Source organism: Actinoplanes sp. CA-051413 (genome assembly GCF_050955795.1).
Lineage (GTDB): Bacteria > Actinomycetota > Actinomycetes > Mycobacteriales > Micromonosporaceae > Actinoplanes.
The window spans coordinates 3,836,638-3,855,718 of sequence record NZ_CP192100.1 but is presented as its reverse complement, the minus strand read 5'-3'; the positions used below and the strand labels follow the sequence as shown (position 1 = coordinate 3,855,718).

Below are 19,081 nucleotides of genomic sequence, written 5' to 3'. Positions count from 1 at the left end.
GGTCCGCCCGCGGGGACATACCAGCATCGTCATACGTGCGGCACCGGTGCGGGAGCCGAACCGGTCAGGTGCCCCGGATGGTGAAGGCCGCCGACGTGCTGCCGGCGTGTCGGTCGTCGCCCGGGACATACACCCGGTACGAGTACGTGGCGACGCCCGGCGGGGTGGCCACCAGGGTGAAACGGGAGGTGGACCGGGTGGTGCCGGTGCCCACGGTGCGCCACTCGGTGCCGTACAGCCGTTGCAGCTGGACGCTCTTGCCCGAGATCGCCGGAACCACCTGGCCGTTGACGTTGACGTTCGTGCCGGCCGGCACGGTCGTGCCGGCCGGCGTCGCGCTGACGACGAACTTGTACCGCGCGACGCCGTTGGTGAAGCCGATCTGGGTGGACCACTGCCCCGGCACGTTGGGGCCGGGCACCCAGGCGCAGGTGATGAAGTCGTAGATCTGGCCGGCCGGGTACACCCGCCGGTAGCGGCCGTCGCCGTCGGTGTAGCCGTCGGGCTTGGAGATCACGTCCTCGACACAGGTGTTGTCCTCGCCCAGCACGACCGGCAGATTACGCATCGGCTCGCCGGTGCCCTTGTCGGTCACCCGCACCGTCGCGGTCAAGGCGGCGTTCGGCAGCACCGGGTCAGGACTGAATGTCAGGTCGACCACCGGAGTGTGTGAACTGCGCACGGTGACTGCCGGAACGTCGATGACGGTGCTCGGATCGACGACCAGACGGTTGCCGGCGTCGTCCTGGGCGAAGACCTTGACCGGCCGTTCCGTGGCAGCCCAGTCGGAGGTGACGGCCACGACGCCGGTCCACACACCGTTGCGCGGGGTGCCGGTGCCGGGCACCAGGCCGACCGGAACCAATTGGCTTCCGAACAGCAGGGACGGGGTGGGGCCGGTGCCCATGGCCTGATCGTCGAAGGACGCCACGCCGACATCGTCGGTGAGCCCCACGTTGACGGTGAGCAGCTGCACCTCGGCGCCCGCCACGTCGATCGACTCCCGGGACAACGTGATCGAGGTGAGCGTCGGCGCGGCCGTGTCGGCCGCGGCCACGGCGGCGGATGCCGGCGCACCGGCCAGCACCAGCGCCACACCGGCCACGATGGACAGCTGACGTCGAGATGTTCTCATGAGTCCCCCGTTCGCCTTCACATCGCCCGGATCCAGGTTAGGCGAACATCAGGACGCCGTGGGGGCACGGCACCGGGTCAGCCGCCGGTGATCGACCAGTGCCACGGCTCCGACGGCAGGTTCACGAATCCGTACTTGGCGGCGTGCCCGACCAGCCACCGGAACCCCGGGCTGGCCGCGGTCAGCGACCGCCCGCCGGCGGTGACGTCGACAGCCAGGCCCAGCTCGTGCAGAGACCGGCCCGGGATCGCCGTCGGCACCCGGCACGAGGAGGCCGGCGCGGTCCAGACGTCGGGGCAGCCGTTGATCGTGCGCAGCTCGATCTGGCGCTGCTTGGTGCGGAAGCCGCCGCCGGAGAGCAGGACCCCGTCCGCTTTCGCGTCGGCCATCATCCGCCGGAACGCGAACGCGACGTTCTTGTGCACGGTGATGCCGTTGACGGAGGTGGTGTCGGCGACGGAGAAACGCGCCCGGACCTCGGTGACGACCGTGCGGCTCAGTGCCGCGGCCTCGCGGGCCAGCTCGGCCGACTTGTCGAGCGCGATGAGCTTCTGCTGGTTGGTCCGGACCGTGGCGGACGCGGACTGCCACGAGGTGATCGCCTTGTCCAGGCCGACGGTGGCGGTGCGGGCCGCGGCCTGGGCCTTCTTCAGCTCGGTGGCGGCCAGGGACGCCTCCGCCCGGCGGGTGGTCACCGTCTTCGCCGCGGCGGCGATGGCGTTCTTCGCCCCGGTCACCGCCGCGCCGGCGCGCGGGCGCTGCAGCGACACCACGGTAAGCGTGTTTCTCGCGCTGGTCAGGGCCTCACCCGCGACTGCATATCGGGTACGGGCGGCAGCGTCAGCGTTGACGGCCGTGGTGAGCCGGGTCTGAGCGGAGGTCTGCGTGACCTTGCCCTTGCTCACCTGAACTGCCCGGGCCGCGAGGGTGGCCCGCTGAGCCGCGAGCGTCTTGCGCAGCTGCACGTACTTCGGGCTGGGCGTGAGGCTGTGGTACATCAGCGACGACCAGCTCTGCGCGACGCGCGGCGCGGCAGCCGATGCGGGGCTGGGCACGCCGCCCACGGTCAGGGCCACGGCGAGGGCAGCGAGGATCGCCGCGGCTCGCGAGCGCAGGATGCGGGCCGGCCGCGGATCGTGTCGGGATTGCTGTCGGGTCGTCATCTGGGGTGCGCTCCTCGGCCTCAAGCGGTCAGGGCGGGTGGGCGGAGGCAGGCGTCAACCTCCGGGAAGTGGTCTCCAGACGACTCTCGTGCCCCACAGGTGCAGCCGCGGCTCGGTGCCGGAGCGGACAGGTTGCCGGCGGACCGGGCCGGGTCTACTGCCCGGCGGTCGAGGGGGCGAGCAGAGCGCGGGCAGCCTGCACGGCCCGGGCGGCGATCGCGTCGACGGTGCCGGCGTTGCGGGCGAAGAAACCGTCGGCGAACAGCGAGGCGTAGCCGTGGGCCACGGCGATCGTCGCCTCCACGAGCAGGACGTCTTCCTCGTACGAGGGTGCGCCGGTCGCGGCGGCCAGGTCGAACAGCGTGGTCATCAGTGCCCGGGTCTGCTCGCGGCGGGCGTCGTCGGGGACCCGGTAGAGGTCGGCGGCGTAGATGACGTGGAAGCCGGCGCCGGTGCGGACGACGTACCGGACGTAGGCGCCCGCCACCGCGGCCAGGCGGTCGGCCGGGTCGGTGCCGGCCGCCGCCGCGGCGTCGGTGATCGCGGCCCGCAGGTCGCGGGCGGCGGTGGCCGAGATCGCGCTGAGCAGGTGGTCACGGTCCGGGAAGTGCCGGTACGGCGCCGCGGAGCTGACACCCAGCCGGCGCGCGACCGCGGCGACCGAGAAGCGCTGCAGGCCGCCCTCGGCGAGCAGGTCGAAGCTGGCCTCGATCAGGGCGGCGCGCAGGTCGCCGTGGTGGTACTTGCGGACCGCCGACACACCTGCCCCCTGACTTGCCATCGAGTAAGAGGCCTCTTACATTAGCAAGTGATAGCCCTCTTACATGGCGGAGGCACTGTGAGCATCCGGCTCGGGTACCAGATTCCGAACTTCACCTACCCCGGCGTCCCGGTCGAGGACACCTTCGGCACGGTCGCCGCGCAGGCCCGGGAGGCCGAGGCCGCGGGCTTCGACACGGTGCTGGTGATGGACCACTTCTATCAGCTGCCCGGCATCGGCGCGCCGGAGAACGCGATGCTGGAGGCGTACACGACGCTCGGTGCCCTCGCGTCGCTCACCTCGACGGTCCAGCTGTCCACATTGGTCACCGGGAACACGTACCGCAATCCCACCCTGCTGGCCAAGACCGTGACCACCCTCGACGTGGTCTCCCGGGGCCGGGCCATCCTGGGCATCGGCGCCGGTTGGTTCGAGCGGGAGCACCACGACTACGGCTTCGAGTTCGGCAGCTTCGGCCAGCGCTTCGAACGGCTGGAGGAGGCGCTGACCATCATCGCGCCGATGCTCAAGGGTGAGCCGGCGTCGCTCGACGGCAAGTGGTACACGGCGCGCGGCGCGATGAACAACCCGCGGGTGCGCCCGACCGTGCCGATCATGCTCGGCGGCAGCGGTGAGCAGAAGACGTTCCGGCTGGCCGCGCGCTTCGCCGACCACATGAACATCATCTGCGACGTCGACGACCTGCCCCGCAAGGTCGCCGTCCTGCGGCAGCGGTGCGAGGAGATCGGCCGCGACCCGGCCACCCTGGCGACCAGCTACCTGTGCATGGGCATGGTCGGCGAGACCGAGCAGGAGGTGAAGGAGCTCGGCGAGACCGTGCCCGAGGACCGTCGCAACCGGGCCTTCCTCGGCACCCCCGAACAGGTCGCCGACCAGCTGCGGGAGAAGGTGCTCGGGGCCGGGATCGACGGGATCACCATCAACCTGATCCGCAACGGTCACCGACCCGGCGTCGTCTCCGCGGTCGGCGCCGCGCTCAAGCCGCTCGTCGCGGCCTGACCGTAACGACTGGGGCCGTCGGCTCAGCCGAGGATGAGCATGCGCACGATCGCCGCAACCCCCACCACGACGATCAGCGCCCGCATCAGCCACGGCGGCAGCCGGCGGCCGAACCGCGCACCGACCACGCCGCCGACCGTCGCGCCGGCCGCGATCAGCAGCACGACCGTCCAGTCGACCGACTCCGGCGAGACGAGCAGGAAGGTCACGGCGGCGATCGCGTTCACGGCGGTGGTGAGCAGATTCTTGAGCCCGGTGATGGACTGGATGCCCTCGGCGGTGAGCACGCTCATCAGACCGACGAGCAGCACGCCCTGCGCGGCGCCGAAGTAGCCGCCGTAGATGCCCAGCACGTAGACGCCGATGAGCACGGCCGCCAGCCGTCCCGGGGTCAGGGTCGCCAGGCTCCCGTCGTCCGCGCTGGTATCCCGGCCGCGGGCTGCGCGCCGCTGCAGCGCCGGTCCCCACACCACCATGACCAGGCCGACGGCGATCAGGACCGGCACGATCGCCTGGAACGCGTCGTCCGGCAGGATCAGTAGCAGGACGGCGCCGGTTACTCCGCCGAGCACTGACGCAGGCAGGAGCCTGCGCAGCTCACGGCGCCGGCCAGCGAGCTCTCGCCGGTAGCCGAAGGTGCCGGTGATGCCCCCGCCGACCAGGCCGATGTTGTTGGACACGTTGGCGACCAGCGGTGGGTAGCCGAACAGGAGCAGCGTCGGGAAGGTCACCAGCGTCCCCGACCCGACCACCACATTGATCATTCCTGCCCAGAACCCGGCGGCCAGGATCGCCAGCGTCTCCACCACACCGACCATGATCCCGCGGATCAGGTCGAACGCCTCGGTCGTGGACCGGCGGTGGAAGAGATCGGCTCGCCGGCAGCCGTGGCCTGCGTACCGTCTCGCTCGCCGGCCGGGAGCCGGAGCGTGAAGCACGCGCCCGTGGGATTCCGCGGCCGGTAGGTGATGGTCCCGCCGTTGGCGTGGGCGAGTTGCCGCACGATGTACAGGCCGAGTCCGGTCCCCTTCTGGGCGCTCGCGCTGCCGGTGCCGGCCCGGGTGAAGCGGTCGAACAACTGCGGCACGAACTCTTCAGGCACACCTTCACCTGAATCGAGAACCTCGATGCACGCCTCGCCGGCGTGCTCGGTGGCGCGGACCACGACCGGCGGACTGCCGTACTTGAGCCCGTTGGAGATGAGATTGACCAGGATCTGCTGCAGCTGCCGGGGATCGCACCGCACGGTCAGCCCCGGGTCCGCCTCGGCGGTGACGTCCCGGCGCTGGTCGGGCAGCAGGTGAGTGAGCGCGTCGGCGACAGCGGCACCGGCGCCGAGGACGGTCGGACGCGACAGCAGAGTGTCGGCGTCGACCTGGGTGAGGGTGAGGATCTCCTCGACGTACCCGCTCATGCTCGCCGCCGTCGCGGCGATCCGGTCGAGGTCGTGCCGCCGGGTCTTGTCGTCCTGGTCGTCCCACTCGTCCGTCAGGATCTCGCAGTACCCGGTGATCATCGCGATGGGCTGCCGGACGTCGTGGGTGAGCATGGCGACGAGGTCGGCGACCCGCTGGTTGGCCGCCTCCAGCTGCTCGTTGGCTCGGGCGAGGGCCGCCGCCCTCGCGGCCACCTCCTCGGCGTGGCGCTGTTCGGCCTGCTGGAGCGCGCGCTGTTCGGTGACGTCGACGAGTTGCGTTGCGACCTCGTCCGAGCGGTCCTCCCGGCCGGTCAGCAGAGTGCTGGTCTGGTTCACCCACACCGTGTGCCCGTCGGCGTGCAGGTAGCGGCTGGTGACAGTGAAGCCGGGGATGCTGCCCGTACCGGTCTGACGCATCAGCTCGACGCCGGCCTCGCGGTCGTCCGGTTCCAGGAGCTCACTCCAGGCCCGGCCTTCCATCTCACCCGAACGCCGGCCGAGCAACCGGTCCAGCGCCGCGTTGGTCCGGCTCACCCGTCCGTCCGTACCGGTGATCGCCATCCCGACGAGCGAGTTCTCGAACACCTCGCGGAACTGCTTCTCGGTGGCGTGCAACGCCGCCCGGTTCCGGGCCGCACGGGCCCGCAGGACAACGGCGAGGCCGCCGATGCCCAGCAGCCCGGCGGCGGCCGCCATCGTGCCGATGTTCGCGCCCATCACCGGTCGCTGAAGCACGCTGTACGGAACAGTGGCCAGCAGCCGCCACGGGCTACCGCGCACCGGCCCGATCACGAAATAGCGGTCACCGTCCTCAGTGGATAGCAGGCCGCTCGACTGATCCTGCATTGCCTCCGCCAGCGCGGGATCCCGGTCGGCGATCGTGTCGAGGCCCGTGTGCGCCTCCCGGCTCCCGCCGACCACGGTGCCGCCGGCGTCGATCAGGGAGACGTCGGTGCCGGGAAGGTCGACGGCGTGCTGCAAGTACCCGCCCAGCGGGCTGGTGGCCACCTCAACAGCCCCGGAGAAGACCCGCCGGCCGTACGGGGTGGTGAACGGCACGGCGAACCCGACCACCGGCACCCCCCGGGCCGCCGACCGCACCACCGGAGACACCGCGGGCCGCCCCTCCCGGACCGCGGTACGCAGATGCGGATACCGCGGGGTGAGGTCCTGGCCGATCAGATCAGGATTGGCCGGCACCACCTGCATCAACCGGCCGTCCCCGTCGAGCAGCACCGCGGCCGGATAACCGAAAGCGGCCACCGACTGCGAGAACGTGCGCTCGTCAACGGTAGCGGCGGACAGGAACTGCACGGCCTGGGCCCGCTCACGTTCGATGAGATCGGCGACGTAGCGGGACACGAAGTCGGCGCCGATGGAGATCCGCAGCTCGAACCGCTGCCGCAGCTCCTGCTCGGAGGACCGCTGCGCCCAGAGCACAGCGGAGACCAGCCCGGCGCACAGCAGCAGCCACGCGACGAGTGGCCAGGCGACAAACCGCCACCAGCCCCTGACCCGCCGAGGACGACCCATGAACCGACTATGCGCCCAACGCAGCGCTCACATCCCGCGAACGCACTCCCCCACAACCCTCACTACGGTTGTCTGGTCGCATTGGTCACAGCTGGCACCTTGACTGCGGTCCGGGCGGAGCGCTTCAGTGCGTAAGTGACGGCTGTCGAGTCCTACGTCGAGCGGGCGCCGCTGCCCGGTCTGGCGGGCGTGGTGCGGACCGTCTGGGTGCAGCGGACCGGCGCGACGGCCTCCGTGCACCGTCACCTGCCCACCGGCGGCGTCGAGATCCACTTCCCGATCGGTGGGCGTCCGCAACTGCTCGGTCCGCTGACCGGTCCGGAGATCGAGATCATTCCGGCCGGCACCGCCCTCGTCGGGGTTCGGTTCTGGCCGGGGGTCGCGCCGCTGCTCACGACGGTGCTCGACGACCTGGTGGATCAACGGCTGGGCCTGGCGGAGCTGTGGGGAAGCCTGGCAGACCGCCTCGCGGAGGCGGTCGCGGGAGCCGGTACGCGCGAGCGGGCACTCCAGCTCCTGCAGGACCACCTGCTGCGGGAGTTCCGGACTGCTGCGGTACGGGTGGATCCGCTCATGCGCGCGGCCGTCCAGGCGTTGATGCCGTGGCAGCCGATAGCCGTTGATGCCGTAGCCACCCACCTGGCGCTGTCCCCCAGCCAGCTGCGCCGCCGTTGCCTGCACGCCGTCGGGCTGAGTCCGAAGGTTCTCCAGCGGACGTTGCGGTTCCAGGGCTTCCTCGCCCTGGCGCAAGCCGGCGCGGACAGCGTGGCGGGACTCGCGGTAGACGCGGGTTACGCTGATCAGGCGCACCTGAGCCGGGAATGTATGCGCCTGACCGGCCTCACCCCACGCCAGCTCCTCGGCGGCGACGTCGATCGGTGCGCCTGCGGTCACGACCACACCGCCTCCTACCAGCCCTTCCTCGCCATCCGAAGCAGGCCGCCGCTACGCGTCTGAGCCGGCGCGACACGGCACGCCGGCGCCGCGCGACGGAACGCACGCAACCCGACTGGCCTGCGCCGCATGGCTGAGCGCGCGCTACTCGGCAGTCCGCCGCTGCGCGTGCGCGATTTGTTCAAGAATCGCTCGGCACGCCGCTCCTAGTGTCGACCTCGTGCCTGACCTGACCGAGTTCCGCGCTTCGCTCGACGGCGAGTTGATCAGCCCGGACGATGCCCGCCGGGAGATGCGTCCCCGGCTGGTGGTGCTGTGCCGGTCGGTTTCGGATGTCGTGAACACCATCAGGTTCGCGTCAACCAAAGGTGACCGCATCGCCGCTCGCGGCGGCGGGCACTGTTTCGCAGGCCGGTCATCGACCGACGGGATCGTTCTGGACATGTCCGGCCTCGACGGCATCGCCGTGGCCGATGACGGCGTCGCCCTCGTCGGAGCCGGCGCCCGCCTGGGTCAGCTGTATGCCGCCCTGCACGCCCACGGCCGCACCCTTCCAGCCGGCTGCGGTCCCACTGTCGGCATCGCCGGCCTCACGCTCGGCGGTGGCATCGGGCTGCTCGGCCGCCGGTACGGCCTCACCTGCGACCGCCTCGTCGGTGCCCAGATCGTGCTCGCGGACGGCAGCGTCGTGAAGTGCGATCACCACCTCGAGCCGGAACTTTTCTGGGCTCTGCGCGGCGCGGGCGGCGGCCAGTTCGGCGTCGTCACTGCCCTGCGGTTCGACACCGTCGAGGAGCCGACGACCACCCGCATCGAGGCGCACTGGCCGGACGTCGCCGCCGAGCAAGTGGCCACCGCCTGGCAGGTCTGGGCACCCGACGCCCCGGACGAGCTCACCGTCAACCTCACCCTGGCGGCCGAACCCGGCGTACCCGTCCGAGCAACCCTCACCGGCGCAGCCACCCTCGGTGAAAAGGCGACCCAGGACCTGCTGCGGCAGTTCACCGGCCCTGCAGGAGTGGCCGCCACGGTCGAGGTGCGCGCCGGCCTGCCGTACCACCGCCTGAAGACCACCTTCGCCGACCCGCGGGACTCGACCGGGCGCGCCCCGCGGATCAGGTCGGAGTTCTTCTCCCACGCGATGTCCGTGCACACTCTCGCCGCGCTGCTGGCCCGGCTTCGCGAACCCGGCACCGTGGGCCGGCGGCAGCTCACCTTCACCGCGATGGGCGGGGCTTACAACCGGGTCGCCCCGGACGCCACCGCGTTCGCCCATCGCCGGGAGCGCTTCCTGCTGGAGCACATCGGCGGGGCCACCGATCCGTGGGTCGACGACTCGTGGGCGGGCGCGCACGCCGACGGGTCGGGCCGCGTCTATCCCAATTTTCCCGATCCCGCGCTCGACGACTGGGCCGCTGCGTACCACGGGGACAACTACCCCCGGTTGGTAGCGGTCAAGGACGCCTACGACCCGTACCGGCTCTTCACCTTCCCGCAAGCCATCTCATCCGCACCTTAGGGAGCACCATGAGCAAGGTCATCGTCGGACTGTCCGTCTCGGTCGACGGTTTCATCACCGGTCGCGATCCCGGCGCCGGCCGCGGCCTCGGTGACGCGCCGATGCTGTTCGACTGGTACTTCAGCGGCGACACGCCCAGCAAGGTGTTCGACGGGTTCCGGATGAGCGAGCCCAGCGCCCCCGTCTTCGACGCCCTGGCCGGCCGAGTCGGCGCCACCCTGGCCGGCCGCAACACCTATGACGACTCCGGCTGGTCCACGGGTGGTACCCCGCACCCGGACGCGCAGTTGGTGGTGCTCAGTCATCGCCCGGCGCCGCAGAGCAACGAGCGGCAGATCTTCGTCAGCACCGGCATCGAGGACGCGGTCACCGCCGCCCGGGAGGCCGCCGGCGGCAAGGACGTGGGGCTCATGGGCGGCGGCGTGACGACCGCGGCGCTGGCGGCGGGACTCGTTGACGAGGTGATCCTGCATCAGGTGCCGATCCTGCTGGGCGCCGGACGCCGCTTCTTCCAGGAGCTTCCGGAGCACGTGAACCTGAACCTGCTGGCGGCCGTCCCGGCGCCCGGTGTGACGCACCTGCACTACGAGGTGGTCCGATGATCCTTGTCACCGGCGGGCTCGGCATGATCGGCGCCCACACCGCCCGTGCTCTCGTCGAGCTCGGACACGAGGTCGTGGTCACCGCGCACCGCCGGACCGAGGTTCCGTCGTTTCTCGCCGGCGTCACCGTGGAGTCCCTGGATGTCACCGACCGGGACGCCTTCCTGGCCCTCGGCGAGCGTCACGAGATCAGCGACATCGTCCACCTCGCCGGCACCATCCCGGCCGAGGATCCGGTCGGCTTCTTCCGTACGGACACGGCCGGTCTGCTCAACGCACTCGACGCCGCACGCGCGTGGAACGTCCGCAGGTTCGCGGTCGCCAGCAGCATCGGTGTCTACATCGGCCGGTCCCAGATCCCCTGGCACGAGGAGCTCCCGCTGCCCAGCGTGGAGCTGCCACACCTGATCATCGCGTTCAAGAAGGCCGTCGAACCACTCACCATCCACAGTCTCGCGGGCACCGCAGTGCAGCCGGTAGTCCTGCGGATCGGCAGCATCTGGGGGCCGCTGATGGATCCGGAGTCTCCGTTCAACCCGATCCCGCCCTATGTCAGCGCTGCCCTGCGCGGGGAACGGCCTCGGCCGTTGCACGCCGACGACGGCGGCGACAGCTGCTACGCGCCGGACGCCGGACGGGCGATCGCTCTCTTGATGAACGCGCGGACGCTTCGGCACACCACCTACAACGTGTCCAGCGGCCGGCCGATCACCAACCGCGAGCTTGCGGATGCGTTGCATGCAGTCATTCCTGGGGTGCGGCCCGAAATGCTGCCTGGACGGCAGCACGGTCCCGGTCCGGATCCTCACCTCGACATCACCCGGCTCACCCTCGCCTCCGGTTTCACACCTGCCTTCGGCATCGCTGAGGCAGTGGCCGATTACGTCACTTGGCGATCCGACAACGCGCGCTGAGGAAAATCAGACCTGGCGCGCCGACAACGCGGCCTGAAGAAACACCCGGCCGCGGCCGGCTGGGCCCGCGCACGAGCCAACACCCTGCCGCGGCCAGCTGGGCCCCGCGCACGAGCCAACAGCCGGCCGCGGCCGACCAGGCCCCGCGCACGAGGAAACACCCGGCACGGCCCGGCACCACTCCGACACATCCCGAGCCGGGCGGACAGCGCTTGCCGATGTGCCCGCGCCGTGATGTGATTCCCGAAGTCTGGCCCCTTCCGTTTCGGACGCGCCGTCACCGCAACCGGAAGGCATGACCATGACTCAACGACGCTTCGGCCCACCTCCGCACCAGGAGGACCCCTGCTCCAGGCTCACCTCACCACGAGGTATCCCGGTCGATCAGCTGGTGTCCGTCCTGCAGAAGGACATCCGCCGGGGCAACGTCGACAACGCCGTGCTGGCCGCGTACGAGATGCTGTCGACCTCCGCCGAAGTCGCCGAGCACCTGTGGCGCCGGCTGAAGCTCATTGCCGTCGAGGACGTGGGCATGGGTGCACCCCTGGCCCCGGTCCTGCTGGAGTGTCTGCATCAGAATTTCCGCGCTGCTCCGGGCGGCGACACCATGATGGCCGTGCACGCCGTCCGCTATCTCGCCCTGGCCCGCAAGGACCGCACCAGTTCCGAGCACGCGGACCTGGTGGCCACCAAGGTGCAGAGCGGCGACCTCCAGGTCAGCGTCCCGGACTACGCCCTGTGCGTCCACACCCGGGCCGGTCAGGAGATGGGCCGCGGGCTGATGCAGTGGTGGGAGAACGGGGCCCTGGTCAAGGACGAGATCGAGACGGCCGATCACTCGTACCGCGACGAGCTGATCGGCATCCATCGGGCCGCCGAGCAGGAAGACCGACGCCCTACCTGATCACGTCGTGCGGGGGCCGGGCACGCCCATCGGATTGGGATACGGGATAACGACCGCGACGGCATCGGCCAACGGTGCCAGCAACTCGGCCAGCCGGGCGCGGTCGGCAGGAAGCAGCGCGGACCACGGCTGAGCGGCCAGCCGGTCGGTGTGGTCCTCAACGGCGCGGTGGACGGCCTCTGCCTCTGAGGTGGGCCGGCCATCGTCGTCCAACCAGCCGCGCGATGCCAATTCCCGGCGCGCGGCGTCCCACTCGGCATCGGTCCAGCCCCGGTTCGGCTGCAGCTGCTCCCTGCCGCCGTACAGCGCGTCCCGGAGCACGAGCGCCTGGCAGCCGTTCACCTCAGCATGAACAAGCGCGGCTATGTGCCCGTCACCCCGGTGCTCGCGCAACACCGTGGCGGCGTGCCACAGCCGGGCGAGCGGCTCGGCCGGACGCGGCAGGGCGGCGTTGGCGGCACCCAGCGCACGGCCGTCAGTCACCGCGGCCTGCGCCGCGACCTCCAGCAGATCGGCCGCCGCCGCCCAGCGCTCCGGCCCCGAGGGCAACACGGCCCGCATTGCAGCGACAGCGCCGTCGAGGCGGGCGGCCAGCGCCTGCTCCGGCGACGCCCGCTGCCACACGTCGGGCAGGGCGCGGGCCACCATCGCCGGCGCGAAGGAGAAGAACAACGCGGTGACCGGTGCCGCCGGCACGGCTCCGAGCGGCGCGGTCCGGCCGCGAAGTAGCCTCGCCAGAACCCGCGCAGCCCGGCACCTTCGAACGCGGCCCGGGCTTCCGGCGCGAAATAGGTGACCGCGTGCAACGGCTCGTACAGCTGCCACAGGTCTCGGGCCACAGCATCGTCAGGCATACCGATGATTCAAGGACCGGAGACCCCGAGCCGTAAACGGCCAATCGCCGGGAAGCGGCTACTGCGTGAAGTACGCGGCGCTCGCCGCGTCCGCCGGGTAATACGACTCGATCGCGACCTCGTCCAGGGTGATGTCCATCGGGGTGCCAAACGTGGTGATGGTCGAGAACATCCGCAGCTCCCGCCCGGCGACGCGGAGAATCATCGGGATCACGACGTCGGCGTCGACCCGGTCGCCCGGGGTGTCCCCCGCCGCGGGGGCCAGCAGCTCCTCGTAGAGCGCGGTCAGCTCGGGGTCGGGCGCGGTGGCCAGCTGGCGGGAGATTCGGGTACGGAACACAGCCCGCACGTCACCCAGGTTGACGACCAGCGGAGCGAGCCCGCGCGGATCCAAGCCCAGCCGCACCAGGTTGACCGGCGGCCGCAGCAGATCCGGGGCGACCCCGGCGAAGAACGGCTCGACCGCACGGTTGGTCATCACGATGTTCCAGCGTCGATCGAAGACCAGCGCCGGATACGGCTCGTGCGCGTGCAGCACCCGGCGGACCGCGTCGCGTACCGCGGACAGTGCGGTGTCGTCGAGCGGACGTTCCGCGTACCGGGGTGCGAAGCCGGCCGCGAGCAGCAGCCTGTTGCGATCGCGCAGCGGTACCTGCAGCTGATCCGCCAGCCGCAGGATCATGTCGGCGCTGGGCCGGGATTTCCCGGTCTCGACCAGGCTGACGTGCCGGGCCGAGACGTCCGCGGCGATGGCGAGGTCCAGCTGGCTGAGCCCCCGGCGGTGCCGCCACTGCCGCAGCAGCTCCCCCACCGTGTCCACGAACGTGCAGCGTACTCATCGTGGCGCAGGACGCCATGAACTCCCGTTTCATCGACAATCGCGGCGGCCGCGGAAACACTCCGTCCATGACTACCGACAACAAGGCCGTCATCCAGCGGGCGTTGGCCGCCCTGCTCGAGACGCGCGACGTCGACGCCCTCGCACCGTTCCTCAGCGACGACTTCGTCCACCGCCGGCCGGATTCCACCTCCTCGACCAAGACGGAATGGCTGGCCGCCGTCCGGGTGGCGCTGGTGCCCCTCGCGGACATGCAGGTCGAGGTCCTGCAGCTGCTGGCCGACGGCGATCACGTGGTGCTGTGCACCCGGCGCTGGCTGCCCGGCGGGCCCGAGATCACGGTCGTCGAGGTCTGGCGGGTACGCGACGGGCTGATCGCCGAGGGGTTCGAGATCATCGAGCCGGTGTCCCGGGCAGCCGCCAATCTGACCTGGTGGGAGCCTGCCTCAGGCTGACCTCAACCAGATGTGGTGAACCTGACGTGCCGGTGCCCCGACTGAACAGGTGAAGGAGGGGCCGATGAGCGATGAGTTGCTGGTGGTCCGCTGCCAGCTGGGCGAGCGGGAGGCGTTCGCCGAGCTGGTACGGGCCTGGCATCCGGCGGTCGAGCGGTACGTCGGGCGGATGCTCGGCGGGCCGGCTGACGACGTGGTGCAGGAGGTCTGGCTGGCGGTCGTGAAAGGGCTGCCGAGGTTGCGCCAGCCGGACCGCTTCGCTCCGTGGCTGTTCACCATCGCCCGCCGGGCGGTAATGAATCGGCTGCGGGACGCCTACGCACACCCGAAACCCGAGCCGATCGACAACCGGCCCGCCGAAGACGGCCCGGGCAACGACGGGGCGGGCGATGACGAGGCGGAAGCAGTCGTCAACCGGGAGACGCTCGGTGGTGCCCTCGCCGCGCTACCCGCGCCGGAACGCGAGGTTCTGCTGCTGTTCTACCTCGAGGATCTGCCGCTGACCACCTGCGCGCAGATCTGCGCCGTACCGGTGGGCACCGTGAAGTCGCGGCTGCACCGGGCCCGGATCCTGTTGCGCGAAGAGCTGGTACGAAAGGGGTACGAGGCATGACTCCGGAAGACGTGCTGGCGCGACTCGCCACGCCGTTGTCGCTGGGCAAGCGGGTCGGTTACGTGGCCGTGGCCCTCGCCGGCCTCACCGGCAGCGCCCTGATCGGTGTGCTCTGGGCGACCGAGCCGGGGCTGCCGCCACGCACGAAGGTGGCCTTCGCGATCCTGATGGCCATCGGCGCGGCCTGGGCGGCGTTCGGTGGCTGGGCGGTGACCCGGCGGGCGCCGCTGTTCGCCCGGGACCGGGTTGTTGCCGGCTGGCTCGGGCTCGGCGCCTGGCTGGTGTTCACCGTCGGCGCGCTGGTCATCACCACGTTGCGGCACAAGCTCGAGCCGTCGCTACTCGCTGTGGTGGTCCTCCTCGGGGTGCTGGCCGCCGCCCACTTGCGGGCGGCCCGCCGGACGCGGGCGGCGCTGCTGAACAGGAAGAACGAGCTTGCCGCGGCGGAAAACGGGCACTGAGGGATCGGCTGCAGGGAAGGCAGACAACGGGCACCGAGGAAACGGATACGAAGAAAAGGGGGCCGGGTGGCAAGCAAGGAGCGACCGCTGATGACCGAGGACGGCCACTTCGTCGTCATCTCGGGGCGGCGCTGGCGGGCCACCGACCCCGCCATCCCCGAGGACGTGGCCGCACAGCTACGCAAGGCGTTGATGACCGCCCGGCGCGACATCGGCACCGCGCTACGCACCGGCGTGGACCCCGCCCCGGCCCGCGCCCGCGTACAGCTGGCCAAGGTCGCCCTCGGCGAACGCGGCGTCCCCTGGTGGGACCAGACGCCCGAGCAACGGCAGCAGCGCTGGGAGCAGGGCCTGCAGGACCTGTCCCCCGAGCGAGCTACCCAGGAGTGTCCACCGTGCGGTGACGATTCCGGCGCGACAAATCCATAGCGTTCAACGCAGCCCGCGGCGCTCGAGCCGCGGACTTCATGGAGGAGTCAACATGCGTTTCGTGAAGCAGTTCCTGGCGGTTGCGGCGGTCACCTTCGTCGGTGGTCAGAGTGTCGCCGCGGTGCAGGGGAACCCGTGGCTCACTCTGGTGCTCGGGCTCGTGACAGCGGTGCTCGCGGTCCTGGTCTACGCGTGGGTGGTACGGCGCACCGAGCACCGCGCACCGACCGAGGTGGCCCGGTCGGGGGCCGTCGCCCGGCTCCTGCGGGGCGCACTGATCGGGGCCGGGATGTTCGTGGCCGTCATCACCAACATCGCCTTCCTCGACGGCTATCACGTGCACGGCCTGGGTTCGGTCACCGGCGCGCTGGGGCTGGTGGGGTTCATGGCCGCCGCTGCCGTCACCGAGGAGCTGCTGTTCCGCGGCGTGCTGTTCCGCGTCATCGAGGAACGTATCGGCACCTGGATCTCGCTGCTGCTGACCGGCGTGGTGTTCGGCGCGATGCACCTGGTCAACCCGGACGCGACCCTGTGGGGCGCGACCGCCATCGCGATCGAGGCCGGTTTCATGCTCGCCGCCTGCTACGCCGCCACCCGCAATCTGTGGGTGCCGATCGGGCTGCACTTCGGCTGGAACTTCGCCCTGGGCGGCATCTCCGGCGCGGCGGTCTCCGGCAACGGCGAGTCGAAGGGACTCCTGGACGCCACGTTCTCGGGCTCGACCCTGGTCACCGGGGGCGACTTCGGCCCGGAGGGCAGCCTGTACACGGTGGCGGCCGGTGTGGCCCTGACCGTCGTGTTCATGTGGCTGGCCCACCGCCGCGGTCACATCGTCCCGCGGCGGCGCCGCGCGGCCGGTGAGCCGGCGGCGACCGCTACAGTTTCCCGATGATCGACCTCCGGCGGGTCCCGGAACGGTGGCGGCGCTGGGACGTCACCGTCCGGGACCTCCCGTTCGCGCTGCTGCTGGTCGTCCTGTCGACGGTGCCGGCACTGCACAACCGCGGCACGCAGCTCGGCGACCTGCCGACCCGCCCGGCCGACGCGCTGACGGTGCTGGTGGTCGCCCTGGAGTGCCTGCCGCTGGCCATGCGCCGGCGCCGGCCGGCCCTCTGCCTCGGCCTGGTGTCGCTGGGCTTCGCGATCGACCAGCTCCGCGCCTATCACACGGCGGCGAGCATCGCGCTGCCCATCGCGCTGGTGAGCACGGCGCTGCATCTGTCCCGCCATCGGCGTACCACCGTGGTGCTGCTGTCCGTCGCGTATGTCCCGCTGGCCGTCGCTCTCGGCCGCAGCGGGTCGGTCGAGACCGTCGCCGACTTCATCACGTTCTACCTGGCGCTGGCCGTCGCGTGGGGCATCGGGGCCTGGCTGCGCCGGACCCGGTTCGCCGAGGCGGAGCAGCGCCGGCACGTCGCCGAGGCCACCCGTACGGCCGAACGCACCCGCATCGCCCGCGAACTGCACGACGTCGTGACCCACCACGTGACCGCGATGGTGGTGCAGGCCGAGGCGGCGCGCTACCTGACCGCCGCGCCCGACCGGCTCGACGAGAGCCTGACCGCGATCACCGACACCGGCCGGCGGGCCATCACGGACCTGCGGCATCTGCTCGACCTGCTCAATCCCGACCACAGCACCGAGCCACGGCTGCCGTCCGTCGGCGAGCTGCACACCCTCGTCGAGCAGACCCGGCTGGCCGGGCAGCCGGTGGAGTTCACCCAGGACGGCACCCCGGCCCAGACGACCGGGAGCACCGAGGTCGCGGCGTACCGGGTGGTGCAGGAGGCGCTGACGAACGCCCTCAAGTACGCCCACGGCAGCCGCACCGTCGTGCACGTGTGCCATGGCGAGAAGGAGACCACCGTGGAAGTCAGCACCGAGGGCCCGGGCTCGCGCGCCGTCTCCCCCGGCGGCAGCGGGCGGGGCCTCGCCGGGCTGCGCGAACGGATCGGGGTGCTCGGCGGCGAGTTCAGCGCCGGCCGGGGCAGCGGCGGCGGCTTCGTCGTGCGGGCCCGCATCCCCGGCGGGAGCCCGTCGTGACCGCGCCGCTGCGGGTGCTGATCTGCGACGACCAGCCGCTGATCCGTACGGGATTCACCACGATCGTCGGCGCCCAGCCCGACCTCGAGGTGGTCGGCGAATGCGGCGACGGCCGGGCGGCGGTCGAGCTCGCCGGCCGGCTGCGGCCGGACGTCGTGGTGATGGACGTACGGATGCCCGTGCTCGACGGCATCGAGGCGACCCGCCTGCTGGCCGGCGCCGGGGTCGCCCACCCGGTGAAGGTGCTGGTGGTGACCACGTTCAACCTCGACGAGTACGTCTACGAGGCGCTGCGCGCGGGCGCGAGCGGTTTCCTGCTCAAGGATGCCCCGCCGGCGCAGCTGCTGCACGGCATCCGCACTGTCGCCACCGGCGCGGCACTGCTGGCGCCCGAGGTGACCCGGCAGCTCGTGGGCCGGTACGCGGCGCGGATCCGGCCCATCGAGGACACCCCGGACGATGTCGCGCTGACCCCGCGCGAGCTGGAGGTGCTGCGGCTGATCGCCGACGGCCGGTCCAACGGCGAGATCGCGGCGACCCTGGTCATCAGCCACGAGACCGTGAAGACGTACGTGTCGCGCATCCTCACCAAGCTCGGCCTGCGCGACCGCGTGCAGGCGGTGGTCTACGCCTACCGCAGGGGCCTGGTGACCTGAGGGCCGGCGGCCGGCTGCTCGGTCGCCCACAGCGCCAGCAGGCGCAGGTTGTCGTGCGAGGCGCTGCCCGGATCGGTGGTGTAGATGAACAGCGTCTGCTCGTCGTCGCCGGGCAACGCCAGCGCCTCGTACCGGATGGTGATCGGTCCGACGGCGGGGTGCACCATGTGTTTGCTGCCGTGGGTGCGTTCGTGCACCTGGTGCCCGTTCCACCACGTACGGAATTCCGCGCTCTTGATCGTCAGCTCCCCGACCAGCTCGCTGAGCAGCGGGTCGTCGGGGAACCGCCCGGCGTAGAGCCGCAGGGTGCCGACCACCTCGGCCGCCACGGCCGGCCAGTCGCGGAAGGCCTCCCGGGCGGCCGGCTCGAGGAACACCCACCGGGTGTAGTTGCGGTGCCGCGGCGGCAGCCGGGTCCAGTCGGTGAGCAGCGCCCGGGCCAGCGTGTTCGACGCCAGGACGTCCGTGCGGCGGCCGATGATGAAGGCCGGGTGCTCGGTCATGGAGGCGATCAGCTGCTGCAGGGCGGGCCGCACCCGCTGCACCGGTACGGGCTGAGCACGCCGACGGGCCGGACGGGCCAGATCAGCCAGGTGGGCCCGGGCGGCGGCGTCGAGCTGGAACACCCGCGCCAGGGCGTCGAGGACCCCTTCCGAAGGACTCGTGTGCCGGCCCTGCTCCAGGCGCGTGTAGTAGTCGACGCTCACCCCGGCGAGCTGCGCCACCTCCTCGCGGCGCAGACCCCGTACCCGTCGAGCGGTCTGACCGGCCTGGCAGGTGAGTCCCACGGCCTCCGGTGTCGTGTCCGTCCGGCACTTCCGCAGGAAGTCACCCAGCTCCGCGCGTCCCACCATGCCTTCATGATTGCCGT

20 protein-coding genes and 1 pseudogene are annotated in these 19,081 nt (G+C 71.2%); 13 read left to right on the top strand and 8 right to left on the bottom strand.

Going from position 1 to position 19,081, the window contains the following annotated elements; genetic code table 11:
• Nucleotides 1-64: 64 nt before the first annotated feature.
• From ACQP2Y_RS17990 to ACQP2Y_RS17980, 3 genes are all read right to left on the bottom strand, one after another.
• Complete coding sequence (locus ACQP2Y_RS17990; RefSeq protein ID WP_433729644.1) at nt 65-1,135, bottom strand: hypothetical protein; 1,071 nt, start codon at nt 1,133-1,135, stop codon at nt 65-67.
• Nucleotides 1,136-1,212: 77 nt separating this feature from the next.
• Nucleotides 1,213-2,298 carry a M15 family metallopeptidase gene (locus ACQP2Y_RS17985; protein ID WP_433729642.1) on the bottom strand — a complete coding sequence of 362 codons (1,086 nt, stop codon included), beginning with the start codon at nt 2,296-2,298 and terminating at the stop codon, nt 1,213-1,215.
• 154 nt (nt 2,299-2,452) lie between these two features.
• A complete protein-coding gene (locus tag ACQP2Y_RS17980) occupies nt 2,453-3,058 on the bottom strand; it encodes a TetR/AcrR family transcriptional regulator (RefSeq protein WP_433729640.1) in 606 nt (201 codons plus the stop codon).
• A gap of 78 nt (nt 3,059-3,136) precedes the next feature.
• Between ACQP2Y_RS17980 and ACQP2Y_RS17975 the strand changes: the two genes are divergently transcribed.
• Complete coding sequence (locus ACQP2Y_RS17975; RefSeq protein WP_433729638.1) at nt 3,137-4,078, top strand: LLM class F420-dependent oxidoreductase; 942 nt, start codon at nt 3,137-3,139, stop codon at nt 4,076-4,078.
• Nucleotides 4,079-4,101: 23 nt separating this feature from the next.
• On the opposite strand, the gene ACQP2Y_RS17970 is transcribed toward ACQP2Y_RS17975, so the two are convergent.
• A complete protein-coding gene (locus ACQP2Y_RS17970) occupies nt 4,102-4,887 on the bottom strand; it encodes a sulfite exporter TauE/SafE family protein (protein WP_433729636.1) in 786 nt (261 codons plus the stop codon).
• A gap of 20 nt (nt 4,888-4,907) precedes the next feature.
• Nucleotides 4,908-7,028: an ATP-binding protein gene (locus ACQP2Y_RS17965; RefSeq protein WP_433729634.1), complete on the bottom strand. Its 2,121-nt coding sequence runs from the start codon at nt 7,026-7,028 to the stop codon at nt 4,908-4,910.
• A 135-nt stretch (nt 7,029-7,163) separates the two neighbouring features.
• Between ACQP2Y_RS17965 and ACQP2Y_RS17960 the strand changes: the two genes are divergently transcribed.
• From ACQP2Y_RS17960 to ACQP2Y_RS17940, 5 genes are all read left to right on the top strand, one after another.
• Entirely contained in the window at nt 7,164-7,985 is an 822-nt protein-coding gene (locus ACQP2Y_RS17960) for a helix-turn-helix domain-containing protein (protein WP_433729632.1), read from the top strand.
• 157 nt (nt 7,986-8,142) lie between these two features.
• Nucleotides 8,143-9,441: an FAD-binding oxidoreductase gene (locus ACQP2Y_RS17955; protein WP_433729630.1), complete on the top strand. Its 1,299-nt coding sequence runs from the start codon at nt 8,143-8,145 to the stop codon at nt 9,439-9,441.
• Nucleotides 9,442-9,449: 8 nt separating this feature from the next.
• Nucleotides 9,450-10,043 (top strand): dihydrofolate reductase family protein, encoded by a 594-nt coding sequence (locus tag ACQP2Y_RS17950; RefSeq protein ID WP_433729628.1) that lies wholly within the window; start codon nt 9,450-9,452, stop codon nt 10,041-10,043.
• Nucleotides 10,040-10,957 (top strand): NAD-dependent epimerase/dehydratase family protein, encoded by a 918-nt coding sequence (locus ACQP2Y_RS17945; RefSeq protein WP_433729626.1) that lies wholly within the window; start codon nt 10,040-10,042, stop codon nt 10,955-10,957. The genes ACQP2Y_RS17950 and ACQP2Y_RS17945 overlap by 4 nt, the downstream gene beginning before the upstream one ends.
• Nucleotides 10,958-11,348: 391 nt before the next feature.
• Nucleotides 11,349-11,861, top strand: a complete 513-nt coding sequence (locus ACQP2Y_RS17940) for a hypothetical protein (RefSeq protein ID WP_433729624.1) — start codon at nt 11,349-11,351, stop codon at nt 11,859-11,861.
• Here ACQP2Y_RS17940 and ACQP2Y_RS17935 read toward each other — a convergent pair.
• A pseudogene (locus ACQP2Y_RS17935) lies at nt 11,862-12,715 on the bottom strand (SCO6745 family protein).
• A 58-nt stretch (nt 12,716-12,773) separates the two neighbouring features.
• On the bottom strand, nt 12,774-13,535 hold the full coding sequence (locus tag ACQP2Y_RS17930; RefSeq protein ID WP_433729622.1) for a helix-turn-helix domain-containing protein: 762 nt from the start codon (nt 13,533-13,535) through the stop codon (nt 12,774-12,776).
• Nucleotides 13,536-13,621: 86 nt separating this feature from the next.
• Between ACQP2Y_RS17930 and ACQP2Y_RS17925 the strand changes: the two genes are divergently transcribed.
• The 7 genes from ACQP2Y_RS17925 to ACQP2Y_RS17895 all read left to right on the top strand — a co-directional run bounded on the left by ACQP2Y_RS17925 (nt 13,622) and on the right by ACQP2Y_RS17895 (nt 18,210).
• A complete protein-coding gene (locus tag ACQP2Y_RS17925) occupies nt 13,622-14,008 on the top strand; it encodes a nuclear transport factor 2 family protein (RefSeq protein ID WP_433729620.1) in 387 nt (128 codons plus the stop codon).
• A gap of 64 nt (nt 14,009-14,072) precedes the next feature.
• Nucleotides 14,073-14,621, top strand: coding sequence for an RNA polymerase sigma factor (locus ACQP2Y_RS17920; protein ID WP_433729618.1), 549 nt, complete (start codon nt 14,073-14,075; stop codon nt 14,619-14,621).
• Nucleotides 14,618-15,082, top strand: coding sequence for a hypothetical protein (locus ACQP2Y_RS17915; RefSeq protein ID WP_433729616.1), 465 nt, complete (start codon nt 14,618-14,620; stop codon nt 15,080-15,082). Before ACQP2Y_RS17920 ends, ACQP2Y_RS17915 begins: the two co-directional genes overlap by 4 nt.
• A 90-nt stretch (nt 15,083-15,172) precedes the next feature.
• Nucleotides 15,173-15,511 carry a hypothetical protein gene (locus ACQP2Y_RS17910; protein WP_433729614.1) on the top strand — a complete coding sequence of 113 codons (339 nt, stop codon included), beginning with the start codon at nt 15,173-15,175 and terminating at the stop codon, nt 15,509-15,511.
• A 52-nt stretch (nt 15,512-15,563) separates the two neighbouring features.
• Nucleotides 15,564-16,403 carry a lysostaphin resistance A-like protein gene (locus ACQP2Y_RS17905; protein ID WP_433729612.1) on the top strand — a complete coding sequence of 280 codons (840 nt, stop codon included), beginning with the start codon at nt 15,564-15,566 and terminating at the stop codon, nt 16,401-16,403.
• Nucleotides 16,400-17,554: a sensor histidine kinase gene (locus tag ACQP2Y_RS17900; protein ID WP_433729610.1), complete on the top strand. Its 1,155-nt coding sequence runs from the start codon at nt 16,400-16,402 to the stop codon at nt 17,552-17,554. The genes ACQP2Y_RS17905 and ACQP2Y_RS17900 overlap by 4 nt, the downstream gene beginning before the upstream one ends.
• Nucleotides 17,551-18,210, top strand: coding sequence for a response regulator (locus ACQP2Y_RS17895; RefSeq protein ID WP_433729608.1), 660 nt, complete (start codon nt 17,551-17,553; stop codon nt 18,208-18,210). Before ACQP2Y_RS17900 ends, ACQP2Y_RS17895 begins: the two co-directional genes overlap by 4 nt.
• On the opposite strand, the gene ACQP2Y_RS17890 is transcribed toward ACQP2Y_RS17895, so the two are convergent.
• Nucleotides 18,186-19,064, bottom strand: a complete 879-nt coding sequence (locus ACQP2Y_RS17890; RefSeq protein WP_433729606.1) for a helix-turn-helix transcriptional regulator — start codon at nt 19,062-19,064, stop codon at nt 18,186-18,188. The genes ACQP2Y_RS17895 and ACQP2Y_RS17890 overlap by 25 nt on opposite strands.
• Nucleotides 19,065-19,081: the final 17 nt, after the last annotated feature.